We start from the raw sequence: 23261 nt of genomic DNA, 5'->3' as shown, positions 1-23261 counted from the left end.
GTAATGAAAGATGAAGTTTGATGCACAGTCACTCAGTCCAAAGGAAAACTACAAGTTATTGATTGGGAGTATCATCCCGCGACCGATTGCCTTCGTGACGACCAAAGGGGCGGACGGAACGATTAATGCCGCTCCGTTTTCGTTTTTCACGGTCGCTTCGAGCCATCCACCGCAATTATTGATCGCAGTCCAAAAGACGGATCAAGGGGAAAAGGATACGGCCAAAAATATCTTATTAAATAACGAGTACGTCATCCATATCGTCAGTGAAGAGATTATCGAAGCGGTCAATGAGACGGCAGCCCCGCTTGCTTACGGTGAAAGTGAACTGGAGCGGACGAACCTGACGTTGATCGAGAGTGATCTGATTGATGTTCCGGCAGTTGCGGAAGCGAAAATCCGGTTTGAACTGAAACTGACGCAACACGTTGAACTGGACGCAGCCGATCTGTTGATTGGGGAAGTCGTGCGTTACCACGTCGCGGATGAACTGGTCGACTCGTTCCGGATTGATGCCAACGGTTTAGGCGCCATTGCCCGTCTTGCCGGCAATGATTATGCCAAGATTGGCGACATCTTTACGATTGCTCGTCCGACGAAATAAAAATAAGGCGGATAAAGCCACGCCGAATAGACGAGAGCAGCGGGTATCGTATCCGCTGCCCTCGTCTATTTCAATTCAATGGAGTTGCCCGGCTGGAAAGATCACTCGACGTTGTGACGCTTGCTGTACTGGAAGCCGTCGAGGAGATAAAACAGGACAGCGAGGGCCCAGATGCCGACACAACTGATCAAGAAGGCGACGAGTGGCGAAACGGCACCATAATACATGACGATCATCGGATCGTTGAGCTCGACGAAAAGTTGGGTTGTCAGTAACGTACAGCATAAGCCGGACAACAAACTGATGAACAATCCGCTCCATGTCTGAATGACGAGACCGATCATACAGGAAATCAAGATGAATAACGGATACACGGCATTAAATGCATCCGGTCGGATGAAGGCCGAGACATAATCGGCGTACATCGGGACGAAGTACAAGACACCGGACAATAACCCCTGGATCAGGTTGATCAGATAACTTTTCGAACGCATCAGTGGAACGACTCCCACTGTTCCATCAGCTCAAGTAAATCGACATCAATCTGGTCGCGTTCAGTTGAGAGGGACGTTGCTTTTGGAATGTCATTAAAGACTTCCGGTTCACACAACAGCTGTTCGATTTCGACCGACCGGTTCTCTAACCGTTCGATTTCCTGTTCGAGCTGTTCGAGTTGCTGTTTCTTTTTCCGTGCCTCTTTCTGGGCTTCCTTATCAATCGTCTTCGTCGAAGCGACCTTGATCGCTTTTGCTTCTTCTGCTTCGAGCCGGGCAATTTCTTCCTTCTCGGCTTTTTTCTCCGTATAGTACGAGTAATCGCCGAGATAATCAGTCACCCCGTCAACACTCATCTCGATGACGCGTGTCGCGACACGGTCGATGAAGTAACGGTCGTGGGAGACAAACAGTAAGGTTCCTTCATAATCGACGAGCGCATTTTCAAGGACCATCTTCGAATCGAGATCCAAGTGGTTCGTCGGCTCGTCCAGAACTAACAGATTCGTTTTGCGTAATTTCAGCTTCGCAAGGGCGAGTCGTCCCCGTTCACCACCGGACAATTCATGGACGAGCTTAAAGACATCGTCTCCGCTGAACAAGAATTGACCAAGCACGGACCGGACTTCCTGCTCGCGCATCAACGGCCACTCGTTCCAAATCTCATCGATGACCCGGTTGCGGTCGTTCAGTTCCGCCTGCTCCTGATCGTAGTAGCCGATTGAAACGCCGGTGCCGAAACGATAGTCACCGAACAGCGGTTTCAGACGACCGACAAGGACTTTCAGTAACGTCGACTTGCCGATTCCGTTTGGACCGACGAGTGCCAGAGACTCTGCACGTTGGAGACGGAAGGTGATATTTTTCGAGACGGCTTCTTCGTAGCCGACGGCGAGTTGATTGACTTGCAGGACGTCGTTGCCGCTTTGTTTTTCAATCGGGAATGACAGGACGGTACTGCGTTCATCACCATCCGGTCGGTCGATCCGGTCGACTTTTTCGAGACGTTTGCGGACACTTTGCGCCCGTTTCGTCGTCGTCGCCCGGGCGATGTTACGTTGGATGAAGTCTTGCATCTTCGCAAGTTCTTCTTGTTGCTGTTCGAACTGCTTCATTTCCTGTTCGTACAAGGCTGCTTTTTGCTCGAGATATTTTGTATAGTTGCCGGTAAACTTCCGGGACACGTTACGTGACAACTCATAGACGACGTTGACGACTTGGTCGAGGAAGTACCGGTCATGGGACACGATCAAGACAGCGCCACGGTAACCGGATAAGTAACTTTCGAGCCAAGACAGTGTATCGATGTCGAGGTGATTCGTGGGCTCATCAAGAATCAACAGTTCCGGTGCCTGCAGCAACATCTTCGCCAAAGCGAGCCGGGTCCGCTGTCCACCGGAAAGCGTCTGAATCCGGCGGGAATAATCGTCCGGATAAAAGCGCATCCCGTGTAAGACGGAGCGGATGTTGGCTTCGAACTGATAGCCGCCGGCTTCCGAGAAGTCATGTTGTGCTTGATCGTACGTCTTGAGCAGACGGTCATAGGCGACGGGATCATTTAATATGTGCTCCATCCCCATCTCGATTTCCATCCGGCGTAATGCACGTTCTTGATCCTGAAGGTGTTCGAAGACGGTCAGCATCTCGTTCCAGATCGATTCGTTGGATTCGAGTCCACTGTCCTGAGCGAGGTAACCGATCCGGACTTCCTTACTCTTCATGATTTCCCCGGAATCATGTGACAGTTCTCCGGCGATGATTTTTAAAAGTGTCGATTTTCCGGCACCATTTCGACCGACGAGTGCAATCCGGTCCCGTTCCTGTACTTCGAGTTTAATATTTTCTAAAATCGGCTCCACGCCGAATGATTTTGAGAGTTGGTTTACTTGTAAGAGAATCATATCCATCCATCCTTCCACCCTTTAGTCTATCACGAAAAATCCTGCCGAATATAATATTTGTTACTCTATGTGAAGTGGTTTACAATCAAGAAGAGTAGAATTCTTTGCATTGATTTGGGTGCCACGTCAGAACGTGGCCGAAGGGGGAACTGCAGTATGAATGGGCCAGACACAAAAATACCACAAGCAACGGCAAAACGGCTGCCGTTATATTATCGTTTTATCCAGAGTCTTTATAACTCCGGCAAGCTGCGCGTCTCGTCAGCAGAGCTCAGTGAAGCAGTCAAAGTCGACTCGGCGACGATCCGTCGTGACTTTTCCTACTTTGGGGCGTTAGGGAAAAAAGGATACGGTTACAATGTCCAACATTTACTGACATTTTTCCGAAAAACATTAAACCAAGACGAAGTCACGAATGTCGCCCTCGTTGGGGTCGGACATCTCGGAACAGCGTTTGCAAATTATAACTTTTTAAAGAATAATAGTACTCGTATCGTCATCGCGTTTGACGCCGATGAGGAGAAGGTCGGAACGACGACACAAGACGTTCCGATTTATCACGTGTCTGATATGAAAGAACAAATCGAAGCGAACAAGGTTGATGTTGCCATCTTGACGGTACCGTCGCAGTTCGCGCAGTCAGTAGCGGACGAGTTAGTTGAGTATGGTGTGACCGGCATTCTGAACTTTACACCGGCCCGGTTGAACGTACCGGCTCACGTTCGGGTCCATCACATCGATTTGTCGATCGAGTTGCAGTCGCTTGTTTATTTCATGAAGCATTATTCGCAATCAGCTGAAGGAGTGAAATCATAATGGAAAACCTTATTCCGTTAACAGTCGGATTTATGGGACCAGGGAGTATCGCCTTGATCGGTGTCGTCGCCTTGATCATCTTCGGACCGAAGAAATTACCGGAGCTCGGCCGCGCCGCCGGTCAGACATTAAAAGAGTTCAAGAGCGCAACACATGGCATCATGGACGATGATAAAGACAAAAAGGACGAAACGAAAGAGAAGTGAGTGAATCATGGCGATCGATCAAGAACAGAGTATGACGACGCATTTAGATGAACTGCGCAAGCGGATCGTCTGGTCGCTCATCATCGTGGTGGTCATGTTCGTCGCAGCCTTTCCGCTTGTCCGTCCGCTTGTCCGATTTTTGCAGGCTGACTTAAAAGAACTTGGAATCGGGCTGAATGCCTTTAACGTGGCGGATCCACTGATGTTGTATCTGAATCTTGCGTTCATCATCGCAATCGTCTTGGCGTCACCGTTTTGGATGTATCAGCTTTGGGCATTCATCCGTCCCGGCTTGCATGACCAAGAACAAAAAGCGACGTTGACCTATATTCCGGTAACGTTCTTCTTATTTTTAGCCGGCATCTCGTTTTCTTACTTTTGGCTGTTACCGTTTTTACTTGAAGTATCGACGGAGCTCGGACAAGAGCTTGGCATCGAACAAGTCATCGGCGTCGAGAACTATTTCAGTTTCCTGATTCGATTGACGATTCCGTTTGGTGTCTTGTTTCAACTCCCCGTCGTGACGATGTTTTTGACACGTCTCGGACTGGTGACACCGTTCTTCATGCGGAAGAATCGGAAGTATGCCTACTTTGCATTATTTGTCGTCGCGGCGTTGATTTCACCACCGGACGTCACCTCGCATTTAATGATCTCTGTCCCGTTGTTCGTCTTATATGAAATCAGCATCCTGATTTCAGCGCGGACGTATAAAAAAGTCCTGATCTTGGAGCAACAGGCAGAACTGGAGCGACAGGCGGATTTGATGCGTGACTTAAATAAATAAGTAGTGAAACTCTCTTTGTCCAGGCGACAAGGAGAGTTTTTTTGTAAGCGGTCTAATTTTATATTGAAAAAATGTACAGGACTGGTTATACTCTTAATAGAAACACACGGGGGCTTAGCTCAGCTGGGAGAGCGTTTGGCTGGCAGCCAAAAGGTCGTCGGTTCGAGCCCGATAGTCTCCATTCCGTTTTATCGATCAAACCCTTGGGAAACCAAGGGTTTTTTTGTGTTTCCTTATCATGATTCCTTTTATGAAAAAAGGTAAATATAGGAGTTATTTGATTTTCAGGTGACATAAACAAACAAATACTTTTAAAAAGCACCAAATTTAAATTGTATATTAAGAGAAAATTAATTAAACTGAAAATACAGAATTTTAGTTTGGAATGATTTTCGGTCACATTACATCTTTCGGAAAAGGGGAAAAAAGAATGAAGAAGAAGATTGCACTGGTGGCAGCAGCCCTCATGACATCTTCCAGCCTAGTTCATGCTGAGGGACATGTGTCATCACAAAAAGTGGATGTACAAAAACCACAAGCGCTCTCACTCAAGAAAACGGGTCAGGAAAAGTCATACAGCCAAAATGAAAAAGTCCGGATCGTCGTCGAACTCGATCAAAAAGCAGCAATCGAGCACGCACAAGCCCAGAATAAACGCTACAGCGCGTTAAGCAATACGGAAAAAATCATTCTCAAGAATCAAATCGTCAACAAACAGAAGGAAGTCAAAGCAGCGATTGCTCAAAAAGACATCGCGGTTGCCTATAAGGAAAGCTTCACGACCGTCTTGAACGGGTTCAGCGGGGAAGTCAAATATGGTGAAATCAAGGAACTGAAGAAATTAAGCGGCATCAAAAATGTACATATCGCACACGAATATGCGCGTCCGGAAGTCGAAAAGGGCGCGACGCCAAACATGTTACATAGCAAAGACATGGTCAATGCGAAGCAGACGTGGCAGGACTACGGGTATAAAGGGGAAGGGACGATCGTCGCCGTCATCGATACGGGAATCGATCCGACGCACAAGGACATGGTCCTCAGTCCGGAGACAAAAGTCGATTTGACATCATCAAAAGTCGAAGGCTTTAAATCGTCAAAAGGCCTAAAAGGAAACTACTTCACGGAAAAAGTACCGTATGGCTATAACTATGCGGATCACGACAGCGAAATCCGTGATCTCGGGCCGGGCGCTTCGATGCACGGGATGCACGTTGCCGGTACAGTGGGTGCCAATGGCGATGAAGCGAACGGTGGCATCAAAGGGGTTGCACCTGAGACACAACTTCTTGCGATGAAAGTATTCGGAAACGACCCGGGGATGCCGTCGACATTCAGTGACATCTACATCAAAGCGATTGATGATGCGATTGCGCTTGGAGCAGACGTCATCAACATGAGTCTCGGTTCAACGGCATCATTCGTCCAAAAAGATGATCCGGAACAAAAAGCAATCGTTAATGCGATGAACAACGGCATTTTATGTGCGATTTCAGCCGGAAACTCGGCATTTGCCGGAAGTGGCGCCGGAAACCCCTACGCGTCGAATCCGGACGTCGGTGTCGTCGGTTCACCGGGCTTGATCAGTGAGTCACTACAAGTCGCATCGGTCGAGAACACACAGCTGACACTCGAAGGAATGGCGTTGACGGTCGACGGGCAGGACGCCGGTTACCTCGCCTATCAAAAACAAGATTCACCGAATCCGATTGCGGTCTTCGATAAAGAGAAGATGGATGTCGTCTATGTCGGTGATGGCAGTGAAACGAATTATGCGGATAAAGACGTCAAAGATAAAGTCGTCTTCGTTGTCCGGAACGGCAGCTTCAACTACGGGATGATTCAGGCGGAAGCCGAGAAACAAGGCGCAGCCGGTGTCATCGTCCGCGGTCGGGTCGATCACGGGGATTACGTCAGCATGGCGCTCAATAAACCAACGATTCCGCTCGTCTCGTTAAGCATTGCCGACGGAAACGAACTCGAAGCGAAAGCAAAAGACGGCAAAGCATTGACGGTGACGTTCGACGGAAAAGCGGTCTCCAGTCCGAATCCGGTTGCCGGCGAAATGTCTGACTTCACGTCATGGGGTGTCACACCGAACCTTGACTTCAAGCCGGAAATCACGGCACCAGGCGGAAAAATTTATTCGACGCTCAACGATAACGAATACGGCGTCATGAGCGGGACATCGATGGCGGCACCACACGTCGCCGGTGGAACGGCGCTTGTCATGCAACGGATCGACAAGGACTTTAAGGTCAGCGGTGCGACACGTGTCAAACTCGCGAAGACGATCTTGATGAACACATCACGTCCGCAACTCGATAAAGGGAAGTACAATGCGGAAGCGAAAACCGGCAATTATTACTCGCCGCGTCGTGAAGGAGCGGGTCTGATGGACTTGCGTGCGGCGATGAAAACACCGGTCGTCGTGACGGAAACGAAGTCGGGCGAAGGAAAAGCAGCCTTAAAACAAGTCGGTGACAAGTTCACCTTCACGTTAGACTTGAAGAACTACAGCAATGAGAAGTTAACGTACAAACTGGCCGGTACCGTTCAATCGGATCTCGCAGTTGAAGGTCAGAACCTGCTCGAGGCGAATGGTATCTTCAAAAAAGGAACAGTGGATGCGGTCGATGCCAACAAAGGCACGTTCCCGATTTCCTTCACGGTCGGCTCGAAGAAAGCAAGCTCGGTCGCGATCAATGCGAAGAGTACGACGAAAGTTAACGTCACGGTCGACTTAAAAGACACGGTTGATTGGGCGAACGGTGCACCACTCGACACGATCTTCGAAAACGGCTACTTCGTCGAAGGATTCGTCCGTCTCGTCGATGCAAACAGCAAAAACCCGGAGTTGACGGTTCCGTATGTCGGCTTTAAAGGGGCATGGGACAAAGCACCGATCGTGGATGCGCCACTCTATGACGGCAACACATTCTACGGCATCACGGGTCTTGCGACAGAAGTGAAGGATGACTTTAACTTCCTCGGTACGAATGCGCTCGGTAAAGTCGTCAAAGAAAAAGTTTCGTTCTCTCCGAACGGCGACGGCAGTGCGGATGAGGCATTCCCGGTTCTCTCGTTCTTACGGAATGCGAAGAAAGTCGAGTATTCGATTCTCGACCGCAACCAGTCACCACTCCGTAAACTCGAAACCCAGTCGGATGTCGTCAAGAACTACTACGATGGTGGAGCGGAACCAGGCTTTACGCCGGTGACGAACGCCGCGTGGGATGGAACGATCAACGGTTCAAAAGTCAAAGACGGTCTGTACTACTACCAAGTGAAATCAGTCGTCGATTACCCGAATGCGAAATGGCAGACCGCGACATTCCCGATCTATGTCGATACGAAAGTACCGGCTGCGACCGTCAAATGGGATGCTGACAAGAAGGCCGTCTCATGGACAGCCGGTGATCAAGGAACAGGTATCGCTTCATTTGATCTTCTCGTTGACGGCAAAAGTGTCTTGAAACAACCGCTTGCTCCGTCTGCTAAAAATTACACGCTGACGGATCTTCCGAGCCGCGCGAAAGTCACGTTCGTCGTCTCTGATTACGCGGGCAACATCGTCAAGAAAAACGTCAACACGACAGGCGTCGACAAAGCGGTGCCGAGTGTCCAAATCGACACACCGGAAGCACTTGCCTTAACGACGTCGCAACAAGTGACCGTAACAGGTAACGTTGCCGACGAGTCAGGCGTGAAGTCATTTAAAATCAACGGCAAATCCGTGAAATTACGCTGGGATGCCGCGCAACAACACTATGCGTTCAGCCAGAACATCACGTATACGACAGACGGCGTGAAATCGTTTAAAGTCGAAGCGTACGATGGAAAAGGCAACCGTGTCGCCTTCAGCCGTCAAGTCATCATCGATTCGGAACGTCCGACGATCCGTGTGACGGCACCAACAACGGTTTCAAGCAAAACCAAAACAGCGAAGATGACGATCGTCCTGCGCGACAACTACGATGAGTTACGCTTTGATCTGAACGGCAATGCCGAGTACCGCCGTTCGTTCAAAGAACCATACGAGATGCGTGCATTCAAGAAGACAATCAACAAAACCGTTACCTTGAAAAAAGGTCAAAACGTCTACAACCTGAAACTGACTGACTTAGGCGGCCATGTCGTCGAGAAAAAAGTTGTCATTACGAAGAAGTAATTCTTTTATGAAAAGTGCTTGGCAGGGTGGAATTCCGTCCTGTCCGGCACTTTTTTTTGTGGTCGGACACAAAACGTTTCCGTCTGAACGGCTGAGACAACGCTTTAGGTGTTTATCAAGTTCCGGGAATGGGAAATTTCTTAATAGGTTATTTTTGAGGGGGAATTAGTATGAATCCATTCACAACGTTGATCGCCTTCATCGTCGGCTGTCTTGTTCTGTATCTCGGAATACGTGATAAGAACGGCTGGTTGATCGGTGTCGCAATGATTCCGTTAGCAATCGTTGCCTATAGCGTCATTTATTTAATCATTCAAGTCTCGTCGTAGAAACTTCTTTTGTAGAAGTTTCTTTTTTTTTGAAACGTAACTGGTAAACTGTAAGTATATGACAGTAAAGAGCAAACGAAAGGAACGTGCCCGGATGGAAATTGGAACAGTTCAACAAACCGAATTAAAAGCGCTTTATCAAGAGATGCATCAACGAACGACTGCTAAAGTATGGGGTGTCCTGGCACTCTTTTTATTCGTCAGCAGCATGATTGAGCAACCGTTGCTGGCCTTGATCATTCCAATTTTGTACTTCGTCTATGATGCCACGGTGCAACACCGGCGTTTTCAAGTGGTTGCCCGTTATACGACGGAAAAATCGGCAAGTCGTCTGTTCCGTCTGCATGTCGGAGTCGGCCTGTTTCAATATGGAGCGTTGGCTGTTTTGATTGTTCTCACGGCCAATCGTTCGAGCACGGTCTTTTTGCTCGGACTGTGTCTTGGCGTCATCCCGTTTTACTGGCTCTGTCGACGCTTTTTGATCTATCGTTCAAAACAGATTGATCCGACTTATATCAGTGAAACAGACATCCAGCAAGGATAAAGGGGGATAGCCGGATGCAAACGGCAAAGGACGAACGACTACATGAACTGACGCTTGCCTATATCGACAAAAGTCAATTTCAAAAAAAGGGCTGGGTGATGGCGGCAGTGGCTGCGATGCTTGGAATCTTTTCGGAAACGATGGATTCAGCACTTTACTTCGGTCTGTTGCCGCTCGTCTATCTGATTTTTGATTTCCCGTTCCAATGGGAAAAACGCAAAATTTTAGAACGGTATCTCTCAAAAGATCAAGTGATGACACAGTGGATGCTGTGGCTTGGAATTCAGTTTGTGTTATATTCGTCGCTGTTCATCGTAGTGCTCGAAACAAAAAAACTGTCTTGGTGGAAGATGACCTTTTGGATGGTTCTGGTTCTGGTGCCACTCTACTTCGCAACCGACTGGTTATTTAAGACGATGGCGCGGTCAGGCGATCCCGACTTCGTCAGTGATCAGGAAGTGCACAAGCACGTCAAGTATCTGGAAGAATGACAGGGTTAAGTTAAAGGAGAGAACATCATGCGCACGGCACGGGACGAACGGTTACATGAGTTGACGCTTGCTTACATGGAGAAAGACCTTTTAGGAACGAAGTGGTTATGGACAGCTCTACTTTTGATGGGTATCGGAATTTTAATGACACTGTTTGATTCGGTTCTATTGACGCTGTTGTTTCCGGCTGCTTTCCTTGGATCCAATCTTCGTTATCAAGTCAAAAACGTAGGATTCTTGAATCATATATCGGAGAAGAATTGGCAACCAAACAGTGGCGTTTTTGGATCATCTATCAAGTCATCCTGTATGCGATCTTCGTTGTCCTGATGGTAGCGACGATGGATCGTCCGTTTTGGCAGATGTGGCTGAGCCTGATGCTCATTCTGATTCCGCTATATGGGTTGTTCAAGAAACTGCAACTGAGTGATGATCCGGATTTTGTCAGTGACCAGGAAGTCTATAAAAATGTATAAAAAAGTAGGAGAGAAAATTAAATGAATACATTGCTTGAAAAAAATGCACGGTTAAACTTGCTCGGACCGCCTATCAAAAAAGTCCAGTATCTAATGCTGATTCCCGTATTAGTGCTGGCAGTCATCGGGTGGTTCATCCCGAGCTTTTGGGAAACGGGTTTATTCACCTTATTTGCGTTAACTGCACTTTGTCTCGCAGGGGTCGTCCGTGAAATCATGCGTTTGCGGATTCTAAAAAAACGCTTACCGGCCGAACTGTATCAACAGACGGTTTTGAAAGTCAGCCGTGCTTCCATCATCGGTTATCTCGTACCAGTGATTTTAATTTATGCGGGAAACGTCTTCCCGCAATATTATGGTGTCACGTTTGCGATGCTTCTGATCTGGGTGCTGGTGATTACGCTATTTGTTTCCAAACTAAATACGACGGCGAAACAACTGGATCCCGCTTTTGTGACGATGCGGGAGATTGAACAGTACCGGAAAAAGTAACTGGTGACTCTTGCAGAAAAGGGAGGGATAAGTATGGAAAAGATTGAGCGGCAACGAAAAATCGATTATATCCGATTTACGAAACGCGCTCGTTATGTGCAAACGGGTTTGTTTGCAGCCGTCTTGGTACTGTTTCTTTTACTAGCCGACGATTGGCATCTCAGTGAGTCTTCATTTCATTATTTTTTATTGATTCCGGTGCTTGCTTATCAATGGATCGTTCGTGTCTTGAAATATCGTTACCTGACGAAACGATTTGATCGGACAGATGTCTGGGACCATCTTGGACTACCATACGTCTTGATTACGCTCAGTGAGCTGTTGATCGTCGTTGCCGCTCAGGTTCTGATTCCGTACGTACCACGTCCTGAATACATCGGACCGTTCGTCGTTTTCTTACTTTCGGTCTTATCGCTCGACCGTCTCGTCGATTCGCGGATCAAACGTCTTGATCCGACACATCTGTCAGAGCGCGAGCTGATTGAGGCGGAACGGGAAGCGCAACGCGTTAAATATTGAACAACAAAATCACTAGTCTTTAAAAAAATAGACTGGCTCAAAGTACGTTTTCTAAAAAAACAAGGAGGGGACTCAGGTCCACCTCCTTGTTTTCGTTTAAAACATGATTCGATTCACGAGACTCCTGCAGGAAGAAGCGCAAGGCAACTTGCGCTGCCAGAGACAAACAAGACCCGCTTTCCTGTCCAACTGGGCAGGAAAACTGGCTTGTGTCTCGCCTGAGGAAAGCGAGTGAAACAAGAAATCATTTCTTGTTGGTTGATCAGTTTTCTTACTTCTTCAGCAGCAGATAAATAAAGTACGGGGCACCAATCAGCGCAACGACGATACCGGCGGGAATACCGTCCGGATCGGCGATGTTCCGTCCAATCGTATCCGCCAAGACGAGTAACCAGCCACCGATCAAAAGGGCAATCGGCAAGAACCATTGATGACGTGGACCGACGAGGGCACGGGCGATATGCGGTGCCATCAAGCCGATAAAGGAAATTCCACCGGTGACGGAGACGGCGGACGCCGCGAGTGCGACTGCTGTCAGCAACAGTTGAATCCGTTCCTTCTCAATCGCGACCCCGACACCAATCGCAATCGGTTCGTTTAAAGCGAGCAGATTGAGTTTATTGGCTTTATACAGCGTAAACGGAATCAAGACGATCAGCCAAGGCAGCAAGGCGTAAACGAACGTCCAGTCCGTGCCCCAGATGTTACCGGCGAGCCATTTGGCGATGAAGTCGACTTTCTCGCGTTTTGTCGACGAGATCAAGATGACCATGATACCGGATAACGCCATCGAGAAGCCGACGCCGGTCAAAATCAGACGAATCGGTTGCAAGCCGCGATTCCGGTCGTAAGAAAGCGCGTAAATGGCTACGGCCGTCACTAAAGCACCTAAGAATGCAGCAACCGGTAATCCGTAGATAAATGAGCCGACATCAACCGGGAAATAGAGGAAGAAAATCGCCACCGCAACACCGGCTCCTGTGTTAATCCCGATAATGCCGGGATCGGCCAGTTCATTCCGAGTGATACCTTGCAAAATCGAACCGGACAAGGCGAGCGCCATTCCCGCAAGTAAGGTAATGATAATTCGTGGCAACCGCAGGGAGAACAAGACGAAGTCTTCTTTGAACGTCCCTTGACCGAATAACGTCGGCAACAGACGATCGTATGAGACGGATGCCGGACCAAGACCGATACTGATAACGATCGTGCCGAGCAATAGCACACTTAAAATGAAAAAGATCAAGCGTTGACGGTTGCGTAAACGAGTTTCCATCATGAGAAAACGTGACCTCCTTTACGGACAATCAATAAGAAGAACGGTAAACCGAGCATCGAGACGATCGCGACGACCGGTGTCTCGTACGGTGCAAACAGCGTCCGACCGATCGTATCAGCAAGCAACATGAACGTCGCTCCGAATACGGCCGTCATCGGCAGAATGTAACGGTAATCGGTCCCGACGATTGCCCGGACGATATGCGGAATCATCAATCCGATGAACGCCATGTTGCCGACTAAGGCGACGGCAGCACCGGCAAGCAGGATGACGACGACGTACAACACAGCTTTGATCCGGGTGATGTTTTGACCAAGACCAAGTGCGACTTCTTCCGACAGACTGAGAATCGTCAACTGGCGTGAGAAGATCATCGCAATCAATGTCCCGATGAGGATGACCGGTGTGATCGCTTGCAGTTGTCCCCACGTCGTCCCGACAAGCCCGCCTGACGTCCACTGGGAGACGTCCTGAGCAATCTTAAAGTAAAGCCCGATTCCTTCCGCAATTGCGTAGAGGAAGGCAGAAATCGCCGAACCGGCGAGGACAATCCGCAGTGGGGAGAAGCCGCCTTGACGGGAAGCGCCGATGCCGAAGACGAGTGCTGCACCAAATGCTGCACCGATGAAGCAGGCGAGCATGATGCCGTAATAGTTGATACCGGGAATGAAGACGATCGCTAAGGCAAGCGCCGCATTGGCACCGGCGGTCAAGCCGAGCAGACCGGGATCTGCCAGGGGATTGCGGGTCATCGCCTGCATGATGGCACCCGAGACGCCGAGCGCCGCGCCGACGAGAATCGCGGCGAGTTCCCGCGGGAGGCGAATTTCTTGAATGATTTTTGCTTTATCGTTGAGCGGACCAAACGTCAAGGCGTTCCAGACTTCACGGATTGACGTATCAGCAGCACCGAACGTCATCGAAATCCAGAACATGACGACGAAGAGGACCAGTCCGAATGAAATTTTTAATCCAAATGGTAGTCGAGCGGATGACACAGGTATCGCCTCCAGTTTGTATGAATCCAAAAAAGGAGGGAGCATTGAGGCTCCCTCCTTTAGTATACGTTACGCGCCAAGGAAACTTTTCTTGAAGAACTCCAGTTGACGTTCCAATGTGAGTGGATCGTTGAAGTAAAATTCTTTTGAATCGACTTCGTAGACTTGCTTGTTCTTAACGGCAGGGATATTTTTGTATGTGTCCGTTTCCGTGAACGAGTTATCCGCTTCTGCTGTCTTGCTGAAGATCAGGTAATCGCCTGCATATTCAGGTAAGACTTCAGGTGATAACGCGTAGTAGCCGTCTTTTAACGCCATCTCTGTGACTTTTTTCGGCATTTTCAATTTCATCTCTTGGTAGAGGATTTCTGTGCCGCGGCCCCAGTTGTCGCCGAAGACGTAGAGTTGTTTGTCGAAGCTTTCGATGACAGAAACTGTCGCATCGTCACCGATTTTCGCTTTGATTTCTGTTCCAGCGTCTGCTGCACGTGTTTTGAAGTCTTTGACCCAGTCGCGTGCTTCTTGTTCTTTGTTGAGCAATTTCCCGATTTCGATGTGTTGCGTCAAGTAGTCGACTTTGCCGTATGTGTACGTGACAGTTGGTGCGATTTCTTTAAATTTATCGATGTTTTTTGTCGTATCGTATCCGATGATGAGATCCGGCTCGAGTTCGATGACTTTTTCGACGTTTTCTTCTGAGATTTCTTGGACGTCTTTCAGGTCAAATTTCGGATTTGATTTTGACCACGAGTCGACACCGACGAGCGGGACGTCGAGCGCCATGACGTTACCGGCGAAACCAGCCAGGACGACGACACGTTTTGGATCAGCCGGGACTTCGACGTCACCTTTTTCGGATTTATAGGTAATCGTTTCTTTTTTTGTATCGGCAGACGATGTCTCTTCTTTTTTCTCCGTATTGCCACATGCGGCAATCACAAGCGTTAACAATAAAAGAACCGGTAATAAAAGCTTTTTCATGATTCAATCTCCCTTAATTAAGTTGTAGGTGACACACATCGGTTTATGCGTGCGCGGATCACGACCGATTTCGGCATCGATATGGAATACATCTTTGAGGACGTCTTTTGAGATGACTTCCTCACACGTTCCGGCTTTGACGACTTCACCATGTTTCATAGCGATGATGTAATCGGCGAAACGTGCCGCCTGGTTCAAATCGTGTAACACCATCACGATTGTCCGACCTTCCGTCCGGTTGAGTTGTTCGAGCAACTCGAGGACTTCGAGCTGGTGCGCGAGATCAAGATAGGTTGTCGGCTCATCGAGAAAGATGATGTCCGTCTCTTGCGCAAGCGCCATCGCGATCCAGACGCGTTGCCGCTGACCACCGGACAAAGCGTCGACCGGACGATGTTTAAACGCCATCGTATCCGTTGCTTCGAGCGCCCAATCAATGATCTCGTAATCGTGTTTCGTTAAACGACCAAACCCTTTCTGATAAGGAAAGCGACCGTATGAGACAAGCTCTGCGACCGTCAGACCACTTGCGCTTTCCGGTGTCTGGGGCAGAATAGCCATTTTCCGGGCAAGCAGTTTTGTACTTTCCTTGGCAATATCGAGACCATCGAGTAATGCGCGTCCCGATTGATGGGGAATGATCCGGGTCATCGCCTTGAGTAAAGTTGATTTTCCGCAGCCGTTCGCCCCGATGATCGTCGTGATTTGTCGATCGGGAATCTGAACCGTCAAGTCTTTGACGATGGTACGGTCTCCGTAACCGATGCTGATTTCTTCTGTTGCTAGACGTACCATACGCACAGACTCCTTCTCGGTTAAAACCGTTTTCATTGATAATGATTATCACTATCGTCCACCTAACCATACCAGTTTCATAAAAACGCTGTCAACATTTTTTCTTGTCTTCAAGACATGTTCACGTTATTATTGGGAATGAGAATGATAATCAGTCGTATTGAATCGTGAGGGAGTGATTGAGATGGAGCAACAGGAATTGTTTGATGTAACGGTAATTGGTGGAGGCCCGGCCGGGTTATACTCTACTTTCTATAGTGGACTACGCGGAATGAAGACAAAATTGATCGAATATCAGGCAGAACTGGGTGGCAAGATTCACGTCTATCCGGAAAAGATGATTTGGGACGTTGGCGGTCAGCCGCCGATTACCGGTGCGAAGTTGATGGCACAGCTCGTCGAACAAGGACTGACGTTTAATCCGATGGTCCATCTCAATGAAAAAATCATCTCCATCACAAAGGACGCTTTTGGGAACTTTGTCTTAGAAGCAGAATCAGGAATGATTCATTATTCGAAAACGGTGATTGTCGCGGTTGGCGGCGGAATCCTCAATCCGCAGAAATTGAAGATCGAGGGCGCGGAACGGTATGAAGTGTCGAACTTGAACTACACCGTCAAATCGATTGAACGCTTTAAAGACAAGACCGTCATCATTTCCGGCGGCGGCAACTCGGCGATTGACTGGGCGAATGAACTCGAACCGGTCGCGAAAAAAGTCTATGTCACCTACCGGAAAGACTGCTTCGCGGGGCATGAAGCGCAAGTCGAGCAACTCGTGAACAGTTCCGCCGTTTGTCTCCTGAATACGACGATCCATAAATTAATCGCCAGTGACGACCATCACCGGATCGCTTCCGTCGAACTGATCGATTGTGCGACGAATGAAACGTTGGCCCTTGAGATTGATGAGGTCATCATCAACCACGGCTACGAACAGGACGCCGAGTTACTGGCGAACTGTGAACTGGAGTTGAAGCAGGTCGATGACTTCTATATTGAAGGAACGGCATCGAGTGAATCGAGTGTTCCCGGCTTGTATGCGGCAGGTGATATCTTGTCGCACGACGGAAAAGTCCACCTGATTTCCGGGGCGTTCCAGGATGCGGCGAATGCCGTCAACCGGGCGAAAAAGTTCATCGAACCGGACGCAGCAAAAGTCGCGATGGTTTCTTCCCATAATGAAGTCTTTAAGAAACGGAACCGGGAACTGATTCAGGAAATGGTCAATCAGAAGTGAAAAAATAAAACACCTGTCTTTCAGTTCGACCTTGTCACATGGACATCGGTTTTCTGAAAAGCAGGTGTTTTTTGGTTCGTTCAGTCGTTAATCGTCATCTTCCTCATTTTCGTCTTCATCGTCTTCATCGTCGTCCTGGTCATCGTCATCTTCGTCTTCGTCCTGACCCTGATCATCCTGATCCGTATCTTGATCATCTTCGTCGACATGACGATGCTCGGATTTCGTTTCTGCACGATTGAAATACTCGAGTTCGATTTTCAATTGATAAGAACCTGAAAGTGCGAACAGGCTGATGAGCTGTGCGCGTAATTCTTCTTCCGTCATTTTCGGATTCGATTCAATGAACTGAATCAATTGACGCACACGGGCTTCATCGACCGTGGCATCATTCGTTTTGACACGCAGATGACTCTTTTTCTTTTTGAAGTGGTACTCGATCTGACTTTCTGTTGTCTCTGTTGCGAGTTTGATCTTCATTTTTTTCAACATGTCTTCGTACCGATGACCGGCCTGATTGCGCTCTTTGCCATCGAGGATACCATCGCGATCGGAGTCACGTGTATAGGGTTTCGTTCCAAGTTCGAGTTCAATGGTGTTACTTAAGCCATCTCGGTCCGTATCTTCGTTCGCGTCACTAATACGGTCCCGGTCGCTGTCTTGATTTCGTGGACTAATTTCGAGTTTATATTCTGTATAGTTACTTAACCCATCATGGTCTGTATCTTGCTGGGCCAGTTTCTTTCCTTTGAGCTTGTACTTCTTTTCCCAGCTGTCATGGATCCCATTCTTGTTGCGGTCATACTTCGATGTCTTACTCTTGGCGTCGATTGAGCCGAGCGGAGTGAGCATTAAAGTACAAGCAAGACCGGCAGTTACTACATAATTCATTTTTTTCATGTTGTGTAGTCTCCTTTTTTGAATTTCGGTAACTGGCAAGCATAGCTTGAAGCGGTAGCCCCTATAGTTTTGCGCCACCACATTTCTGTGGGTTTGCCCGTTCGATTCCAGTGAAGAACCGTACGTTTAGTATAAGTGATTCGTTTTTATAGAGAGGGGAGGGTTTTAAATAACGAGTCAGTAAAATATATAATCAGCTCGTGGGTTAATTAAGATTCAGGAAAGGGTCAATCAAAACCATTAAAATGAAATGAATACTGTTTAGATGGTTTCTGTTTTTCAAATGAAAGCTATGTCTTTTTTGTATTGTGCTATAACAGATAGGTTTGACAACGCTCTGTCTTTAGGACAAAATGCTCTTATTGTGTTTTTTTTGCAAGAGAGTAGGAGGAATTTATATGGTAACAACAAAACGCAAGCCCATTGGTCTTGCTTGGCAGATTTTAATCGGATTGATTCTCGGGATCACTGTCGGCGGTGTCTTTTACGGGAATCCATACGTTGCGGAGTGGCTGAAGCCAATCGGTGACATCTTTATCCGGATGATGAAAATGATCGTTGTTCCAATCGTCTTTACGGCAATCGTTCTCGGTGTTTCGTCGGTCGGTAGTCCGAAAAGTCTTGGACGTCTTGGCGTCAAGACACTCGGTTACTTTACGATCGTCACGATGATCGCGATCTTTACCGGCTTGTTTGCAGCAAATCTCGTCGAGCCGGGTGCCGGCATCAACATGGCGACACTCGACAAGACGGACATCTCGACCTATGTCGAGACGGAAGAGACGACTCAAGATCAGGGACTCGTTGAAAAAATCGTCAACATCGTTCCGACGAACATCTTGGACGCGATGGTGCGTGGGGATATGCTTGCGATCATCTTCTTCTCTGTCCTGTTTGGACTCGGTGTCGGATTTGCGGGAGAAAAAGGGTTACCGGTCGTCCGCTTCTTTGAAGGGGTTGCAGCAGCGATGTTCAACTTGGTTAACATCGTCATGAAGTTTGCGCCGCTCGGTGTCTTCGCCTTGATTGGGGTGACCGTTTCGACATTCGGAATCGAATCACTTGGTTCGTTGTTCAAACTGATTGCTACTTTATATGTGACAGCACTGTTGTTCATGGTCATCGTCTTTGGATCCATCATGAAATGGGTCGGGATCCGCGTGTCGGATTTCGTCCGTGTCTTCAAAGATGAGTTACTCCTGACGTATTCGACGGCATCGTCGGAAACGGTCTTACCACGCGTCATGGAGAAACTTGAGAAGATGGGTGTTCCGAAATCGATCGTCAGTTTCGTCGTTCCGACCGGTTATTCGTTTAACCTGGATGGATCAGCACTTTATCAAGCAATGGCTGCCTTGTTCATCGCGCAGATGTACAACATCGATTTATCGATCGGCACACAGTTGACGCTCGTCTTCGTCTTGATGTTGACGTCAAAAGGGATGGCAGCTGTACCTGGGGTTTCGTTCGTCGTCTTACTGGCAACGCTCGGGACAGTCGGGATCCCGCCTGAAGGTCTGGCCTTCATCGCCGGAATCGACCGGATCATGGATATGATGCGTTCTGTCGTCAACGTAACAGGCAATACGCTCGCTTCACTCGTCATCGCGAAATGGGAAGGGGTCCTCGACTCCGATCAACTCGATGAGTTCATGTCGACGGAAGGTAAGAAGGATCAAATCAAGAGTGCATAATATTAGGACAGCAGACCAGATGACTCGTCATCTGGTCTTTTTTTGTGTTCACTGGATACAGTGTCGTGTCTGTCACGCCCGCTTTTCTCGGGCGGAACGCAAGCCGCGGTCGTCTCTGACGACCGGGTCTCGCCTGTTCCTGACGGAAGCGGTGCTTCCTTTTCCCGTAGAAGTCGGGCGATGAACACACGACACCTTACTTTTATCGCATCGTTACATTGCTTAACGTGATCAGTAAAACAAAAATGAGATCCCCGATTTTACTCGGCGATCTCATTTTGCATTATTTCTTGTCGTCCTTTTTTTCCTGTTCTTTCTTGATTATCTTTTTTGCTGCCATCCGGAAGCGGAAGATGAGGTACAGACGGTAAAAGTCGACCGCTGCGAACAGCGTCAAGAGGATCGTCCAGAAGTTGAAGACCGTTCCTGCCTCGATGGAATTACTGTAAGCGAGGTACATGAACAGAATACCGAAGATGGCATAGAAAACAGCCATGAAGTTTGAACCTTGTCGCATGAAAACACTACCTTTCGTTAATTAAGTCGTTGCGTAAAGGGCAAGTACAACGATCCCATTATTAAATACATGAATCGCGATCGGAGCAATGATACGGCGGGTCTTGACGAAGACAAGTGAGAAGACGAAACTCATCGCGACGTAAATCAAGAACTTGTTGTCGCCGTGGATCAGACCGAAGATGACGCCACTGAGAACAAAGCTGAAAATGAAATTCAATTTCGTCGACAAGTTTCCGAACATGATGTGGCGGAACAGAAACTCTTCCATGATCGGACCGAGCAGGACGACCATCACTTGGAGAATCGGAATGACTTGGATCGCTCTCATGATCTCATCCGTATTCTGCGATTTCGCGATATTCTCAATCCCGCCTGACAGCCAGGCGTCCACCAAATTGACGCTGATCAGAGAGACGTACAACAGGACAATCCCGATCCCGATCCACTTTAACGTATCCATCGTATCGGTTTGGTTGCCCTCTGCTTTCCACTTCTGCCAATCGGGACGTAGACAATAGAAGGAAACAATCACGGCTACGGTAAAACCGATCGCAAGCCACCAGCCGAGCACACTCGGGATCTGGCTTTTTGACAGGAAACTCGGGAAGGTTGCTGGGACAAGTTGAACGATTAAATAAATCACAATCGGAATGACGTGACGGATTTGCCACTTCTCTGCCATGTTGAACGGCAGATTGACGGAATTTTTCATCGGTTAGGACACAGCTCCTTTGTAATGAAGGTACTGTCCCGATTGTAACAAACAAACCGACCGGGCGCACGAATGGTGATGGTTCAAAGATGTCGATTTCGGGAAAACGGATAAGGGTTCGGGCTTGAATTCCAACCGAAAACCGTTTAAGATAAAAATATGTTAGCACTCCAATTAAGTGAGTGCTAAAAAACAGTCATGTTCAAGGAGGATGTTTCGCATGTTAAAACCACTTGGTGATCGCATCGTGATCGAAGTCGTTAAAAAAGAAGAAACAACACTCGGAGGAATCGTTCTTCCTGGGTCAGCGAAAGAAAAGCCGCAAGAGGGTAAAGTCGTCGCTGTCGGTACAGGCCGTGTGACGGAGCAGGGTGTCCGTGTACCACTTGAAGTGAATGTCGGGGACCACGTCATCTATGCGCAATACGCAGGGTCAGAAGTGAAAGTCGATGGCAACGAATACTTAATCTTACGCGAAAGCGATATTTTAGCAGTAGCAAACTAATCAAAGGGGGATTTCAGTCATGGCAAAAGATATCTTATTCAGTGAAGAAGCACGCCGGGCGATGCTTCGTGGAGTAGACGCATTAGCGGACGCAGTCAAAGTGACGATCGGACCAAAAGGACGTAACGTCGTTCTCGAACGTAAATTCGGTTCACCACTCATCACGAATGATGGTGTGACGATCGCAAAAGAAATCGAACTGGAAGACCACTTCGAAAACATGGGAGCGAAGCTTGTCGCAGAAGTGGCATCGAAAACGAACGAAATCGCAGGGGATGGTACGACAACAGCAACAGTCCTCGCACAAGCGATGATCCGTGAAGGACTCAAAAACGTCACAGCGGGCGCAAACCCGATGGTCATCCGTAAAGGAATCGAAAAAGCAGTCCGTCGTGCCGTCGAAGAACTTCATGCCATCGCAAAACCAATCGAAAGCAAAGAAGCGATCGCACAAGTTGCGGCGATTTCGGCTGCTGACGAAGAAGTTGGTCAATTGATTGCGGAAGCAATGGAACGTGTTGGTCAGGACGGTGTCATCACGATCGAAGAATCACGCGGCTTCACGACGGAACTTGATGTCGTCGAAGGGATGCAGTTTGACCGTGGATATGCATCACCATACATGATCACGGATTCCGATAAGATGGAAGCGGTTCTTGAGAACCCGTACATCCTGATCACGGACAAAAAGATTTCGAACATCCAGGAAATCCTGCCGGTCCTTGAGCAAGTCGTCCAACAAAACAAACCACTCTTGATCATCGCGGAAGACGTCGAAGGCGAAGCACTCGCGACACTCGTCGTCAACAAACTCCGTGGTACATTCAACGCCGTTGCGGTCAAAGCACCAGGCTTCGGAGATCGTCGTAAAGCGATGCTCGAAGACATCTCGATCATCACAGGCGCAGAGTTGATCACAGAAGAGTTGGGTCTTGATCTCAAAGAAACACAAATCACGCAACTCGGTCGCGCGTCGAAAGTCGTCGTCTCAAAAGACAACACGACGATCGTCGAAGGAAACGGACACAGTGATTCGATCACAGCCCGTGTCGGTACGATTCGTTCACAAATCGAAGAAACGACAAGCGACTTCGATCGTGAAAAACTGCAAGAGCGTCTCGCGAAACTCGCAGGCGGCGTAGCTGTCGTCAAGGTCGGCGCAGCAACAGAAACGGAACTGAAAGAACGCAAGCTCCGGATTGAAGATGCGCTCAACGCGACACGTGCAGCCGTCGAAGAAGGAATCGTTGCCGGTGGCGGAACAGCCTTCATCCACGTGACGAAAGCCGTCGAATCGATTCTTTCGGTAACGACTGGCGACGAAGCGACAGGTGTCAACATCGTTCTTCGTGCGCTGGAAGCACCACTTCGTCAAATCGCGGAAAACGCGGGTCAAGAAGGTTCAGTCATCGTCGAACGTCTCAAGCATGAAGCACAAGGAATGGGCTACAACGCCGCGACAAACGAGTACGTCGACATGATCGAAGCTGGAATCGTCGACCCGGCGAAAGTGACGCGTTCAGCCCTTCAAAACGCAGCGTCTGTTTCAGCGATGTTCTTGACGACAGAAGCGGTCATCGCTGATAAACCGGAACCAGCCGGTGCACCTGCAATGCCTGATATGGGCGGCATGGGTGGAATGGGCGGAATGGGCGGAATGATGTAAAAAAGCATCATAAGTCATTTAAATAGAGAAGGTCTTTCATCAGTTTAGTTAGCTGATGAAAGACCTTTTTCATGTATATGTTACAAAAAAGGATGATTAGCGTATTCATTTTAACAAGTTAAATAGTTTTGACCCAAAAAGA

Annotated in this window: 24 protein-coding genes, 1 tRNA gene and 1 riboswitch; of the genes, 16 read left to right on the top strand and 9 right to left on the bottom strand. The window is 48.4% G+C overall.

Annotation, left to right across the window (positions count from 1 at the left end; translation table 11 throughout):
• Positions 1 to 10: 10 nt before the first annotated feature.
• On the top strand, positions 11 to 604 hold the full coding sequence (locus P404_RS0106655; RefSeq protein WP_026830347.1) for a flavin reductase family protein: 594 nt from the start codon (positions 11 to 13) through the stop codon (positions 602 to 604).
• A 101-nt stretch (positions 605 to 705) separates the two neighbouring features.
• Here the strand turns inward: P404_RS0106655 and P404_RS0106650 are convergent, their stop codons facing one another.
• Positions 706 to 1098: a hypothetical protein gene (locus tag P404_RS0106650; RefSeq protein ID WP_026830346.1), complete on the bottom strand. Its 393-nt coding sequence runs from the start codon at positions 1096 to 1098 to the stop codon at positions 706 to 708.
• On the bottom strand, positions 1098 to 2999 hold the full coding sequence (locus tag P404_RS0106645; RefSeq protein WP_026830345.1) for an ABC-F family ATP-binding cassette domain-containing protein: 1902 nt from the start codon (positions 2997 to 2999) through the stop codon (positions 1098 to 1100). The genes P404_RS0106650 and P404_RS0106645 overlap by 1 nt, the downstream gene beginning before the upstream one ends.
• A 156-nt stretch (positions 3000 to 3155) precedes the next feature.
• On the opposite strand from P404_RS0106645, the gene P404_RS0106640 reads away from it, so the two are divergent.
• The 11 genes from P404_RS0106640 to P404_RS0106590 all read left to right on the top strand — a co-directional run bounded on the left by P404_RS0106640 (position 3156) and on the right by P404_RS0106590 (position 11830).
• Complete coding sequence (locus P404_RS0106640) at positions 3156 to 3815, top strand: redox-sensing transcriptional repressor Rex (protein ID WP_026830344.1); 660 nt, start codon at positions 3156 to 3158, stop codon at positions 3813 to 3815.
• The gene (locus P404_RS0106635) at positions 3815 to 4021 is read left to right on the top strand and encodes a twin-arginine translocase TatA/TatE family subunit (protein ID WP_026830343.1); all 207 of its coding nucleotides are present in this window, start codon (positions 3815 to 3817) and stop codon (positions 4019 to 4021) included. Before P404_RS0106640 ends, P404_RS0106635 begins: the two co-directional genes overlap by 1 nt.
• Before the next feature lie 7 nt (positions 4022 to 4028).
• Positions 4029 to 4808, top strand: coding sequence for a twin-arginine translocase subunit TatC (gene tatC / locus P404_RS0106630; protein WP_026830342.1), 780 nt, complete (start codon positions 4029 to 4031; stop codon positions 4806 to 4808).
• Between the two features lie 108 nt (positions 4809 to 4916).
• Positions 4917 to 4989, top strand: a tRNA-Ala gene (locus tag P404_RS0106625).
• 249 nt (positions 4990 to 5238) lie between these two features.
• Positions 5239 to 8979 (top strand): S8 family serine peptidase, encoded by a 3741-nt coding sequence (locus P404_RS0106620; RefSeq protein ID WP_026830341.1) that lies wholly within the window; start codon positions 5239 to 5241, stop codon positions 8977 to 8979.
• Between the two features lie 170 nt (positions 8980 to 9149).
• Positions 9150 to 9308, top strand: coding sequence for a hypothetical protein (locus tag P404_RS18585; protein ID WP_034774077.1), 159 nt, complete (start codon positions 9150 to 9152; stop codon positions 9306 to 9308).
• 94 nt (positions 9309 to 9402) lie between these two features.
• On the top strand, positions 9403 to 9852 hold the full coding sequence (locus P404_RS0106610) for a hypothetical protein (protein ID WP_026830340.1): 450 nt from the start codon (positions 9403 to 9405) through the stop codon (positions 9850 to 9852).
• A gap of 14 nt (positions 9853 to 9866) precedes the next feature.
• The gene (locus tag P404_RS0106605; protein ID WP_026830339.1) at positions 9867 to 10343 is read left to right on the top strand and encodes a hypothetical protein; all 477 of its coding nucleotides are present in this window, start codon (positions 9867 to 9869) and stop codon (positions 10341 to 10343) included.
• Between the two features lie 260 nt (positions 10344 to 10603).
• The gene (locus P404_RS18775; protein WP_236624345.1) at positions 10604 to 10819 is read left to right on the top strand and encodes a hypothetical protein; all 216 of its coding nucleotides are present in this window, start codon (positions 10604 to 10606) and stop codon (positions 10817 to 10819) included.
• Positions 10820 to 10840: 21 nt separating this feature from the next.
• Positions 10841 to 11311, top strand: coding sequence for a hypothetical protein (locus tag P404_RS0106595; protein ID WP_026830338.1), 471 nt, complete (start codon positions 10841 to 10843; stop codon positions 11309 to 11311).
• Between the two features lie 33 nt (positions 11312 to 11344).
• Complete coding sequence (locus P404_RS0106590; RefSeq protein WP_026830337.1) at positions 11345 to 11830, top strand: hypothetical protein; 486 nt, start codon at positions 11345 to 11347, stop codon at positions 11828 to 11830.
• 271 nt (positions 11831 to 12101) lie between these two features.
• On the opposite strand, the gene P404_RS0106585 is transcribed toward P404_RS0106590, so the two are convergent.
• The 4 genes from P404_RS0106585 to P404_RS0106570 are packed head-to-tail and all read right to left on the bottom strand — an operon-like array spanning position 12102 to position 15883.
• The gene (locus P404_RS0106585) at positions 12102 to 13109 is read right to left on the bottom strand and encodes a FecCD family ABC transporter permease (protein ID WP_026830336.1); all 1008 of its coding nucleotides are present in this window, start codon (positions 13107 to 13109) and stop codon (positions 12102 to 12104) included.
• Positions 13106 to 14152: a FecCD family ABC transporter permease gene (locus P404_RS0106580; RefSeq protein ID WP_201770335.1), complete on the bottom strand. Its 1047-nt coding sequence runs from the start codon at positions 14150 to 14152 to the stop codon at positions 13106 to 13108. Before P404_RS0106580 ends, P404_RS0106585 begins: the two co-directional genes overlap by 4 nt.
• A gap of 24 nt (positions 14153 to 14176) precedes the next feature.
• Positions 14177 to 15088, bottom strand: coding sequence for an iron-hydroxamate ABC transporter substrate-binding protein (locus tag P404_RS0106575; protein WP_026830334.1), 912 nt, complete (start codon positions 15086 to 15088; stop codon positions 14177 to 14179).
• 3 nt (positions 15089 to 15091) lie between these two features.
• Complete coding sequence (locus tag P404_RS0106570; RefSeq protein WP_014971488.1) at positions 15092 to 15883, bottom strand: ABC transporter ATP-binding protein; 792 nt, start codon at positions 15881 to 15883, stop codon at positions 15092 to 15094.
• Positions 15884 to 16067: 184 nt separating this feature from the next.
• Between P404_RS0106570 and P404_RS0106565 the strand changes: the two genes are divergently transcribed.
• On the top strand, positions 16068 to 17123 hold the full coding sequence (locus P404_RS0106565) for an NAD(P)/FAD-dependent oxidoreductase (protein ID WP_026830333.1): 1056 nt from the start codon (positions 16068 to 16070) through the stop codon (positions 17121 to 17123).
• Positions 17124 to 17210: 87 nt separating this feature from the next.
• Here the strand turns inward: P404_RS0106565 and P404_RS18015 are convergent, their stop codons facing one another.
• Positions 17211 to 18023 (bottom strand): hypothetical protein, encoded by an 813-nt coding sequence (locus tag P404_RS18015; RefSeq protein ID WP_026830332.1) that lies wholly within the window; start codon positions 18021 to 18023, stop codon positions 17211 to 17213.
• Between the two features lie 24 nt (positions 18024 to 18047).
• Positions 18048 to 18131, bottom strand: a riboswitch (cyclic di-GMP riboswitch).
• A gap of 290 nt (positions 18132 to 18421) precedes the next feature.
• Between P404_RS18015 and P404_RS0106555 the strand changes: the two genes are divergently transcribed.
• The gene (locus P404_RS0106555; RefSeq protein WP_026830331.1) at positions 18422 to 19717 is read left to right on the top strand and encodes a cation:dicarboxylate symporter family transporter; all 1296 of its coding nucleotides are present in this window, start codon (positions 18422 to 18424) and stop codon (positions 19715 to 19717) included.
• A gap of 283 nt (positions 19718 to 20000) precedes the next feature.
• On the opposite strand, the gene P404_RS0106550 is transcribed toward P404_RS0106555, so the two are convergent.
• Entirely contained in the window at positions 20001 to 20234 is a 234-nt protein-coding gene (locus P404_RS0106550; RefSeq protein WP_014971484.1) for a DUF4305 domain-containing protein, read from the bottom strand.
• Between the two features lie 21 nt (positions 20235 to 20255).
• Entirely contained in the window at positions 20256 to 20948 is a 693-nt protein-coding gene (locus tag P404_RS0106545) for a CPBP family intramembrane glutamic endopeptidase (protein WP_014971483.1), read from the bottom strand.
• A gap of 220 nt (positions 20949 to 21168) precedes the next feature.
• Here P404_RS0106545 and groES point away from each other — a divergent pair, with 220 nt between their 5' ends.
• On the top strand, positions 21169 to 21453 hold the full coding sequence (groES, locus tag P404_RS0106540) for a co-chaperone GroES (RefSeq protein WP_012371631.1): 285 nt from the start codon (positions 21169 to 21171) through the stop codon (positions 21451 to 21453).
• Between the two features lie 19 nt (positions 21454 to 21472).
• A complete protein-coding gene (gene groL / locus P404_RS0106535) occupies positions 21473 to 23119 on the top strand; it encodes a chaperonin GroEL (RefSeq protein WP_026830330.1) in 1647 nt (548 codons plus the stop codon).
• Positions 23120 to 23261: the final 142 nt, after the last annotated feature.

This window comes from Exiguobacterium antarcticum DSM 14480 (assembly GCF_000685865.1).
GTDB classification, from domain to species: Bacteria; Bacillota; Bacilli; order Exiguobacteriales; family Exiguobacteriaceae; genus Exiguobacterium_A; species Exiguobacterium_A antarcticum.
This window is presented reverse-complemented; position numbering and strand designations above follow the sequence as displayed.